This is a genomic window from Oleiphilus sp. HI0086 (genome assembly GCF_001635225.1).
Genome location: NZ_LWFZ01001234.1, coordinates 1 through 973 on the forward strand (window position 1 = coordinate 1; position 973 = coordinate 973).

1 protein-coding gene and 1 pseudogene are annotated in these 973 nt (G+C 42.2%); both read left to right on the top strand.

Features of this window, described 5'->3' with window-relative positions:
• The first annotated feature begins 140 nt into the window (after positions 1-140).
• Positions 141-713, top strand: a complete 573-nt coding sequence (locus A3756_RS21480) for a DNA-J related domain-containing protein (protein ID WP_068554482.1) — start codon at positions 141-143, stop codon at positions 711-713.
• A gap of 58 nt (positions 714-771) precedes the next feature.
• A pseudogene (locus A3756_RS21485) lies at positions 772-973 on the top strand (tRNA 2-thiocytidine(32) synthetase TtcA); the annotation flags it as partial.

Consider the following 973-nt stretch of genomic DNA (forward strand, 5'->3'; position numbering starts at 1 on the left):
TATGTACCCTGATAATGGTGAAAAAACGGCCGATATTTTGAAGTCTGCTGATCGGGCAATGTATGAAGTGAAGCAGAAAGAAAAGAACGGTGTAGGCATCGCCCCTCCTCGAAGCCGTTTAGGCAAGAAGGCTCACTAGCTTGGATGTCTTGTTAGATATTATCAAGGGGATAGATAACTATCTTGATGATCATGCTAGCGTTAAAGAAATTGAGCTTATTCAACATCTAAAATGCATTCAGCAAGAGCCGTTTTCCGAGTTCAATATAAGTCAGAGTAAAGACCTTTTTCGTGCCCACTTTCTGTTAAAACACGCCCTTTACACGCTACAAAACACTTATCTAGATGAGCAGCGTTTTTTTCTCGACATCAATCTGATAAATATATCTAGAAGACCCTTTGCAGAAGGAGTTTCCGAATTATCATCTTATGATTCGGTTAAGGCATATTACCTTGATATTAGCCACTATTTTGAAACAGAAGAAGATGAAGTAAACGACCTGCTCGATAAGTTTTGGCGTAAGTTTCTGGCAAATGATGATCGGCATGCTGCGCTAAGTGTATTAGATTTGCCTGCTAATGCTGACCAAAGGCAGGTTAAGCTTCAGTATCGTAAGCTTGCTCAAATTCATCACCCTGATAAGGGGGGCTGCGGGGAACAGTTTAAAAAAATATCCGCTGCTAAACGTTTGTTAGACCGGGCTTTGGGTTAAAGCCGTAAATTCGCTATAATGCGCGCCTTTAATGTTGTCGTTGTCAGGTTGTAGGGTTATGCAGAGCTTAGCAGGTTCAGAGAAATACGAGTTTAACAAGCTTCAAAAGCGCTTGCGCAGTGGCATGGGTAAGGCCATTGCCGACTTTAATATGATCGAAGACGGTGATCGTATTATGGTTTGCTTGTCGGGCGGAAAAGACAGCTACACCATGCTAGACATTCTGATGAGTCTGCAAAAGAGTGCTCCGATCAGTTTCG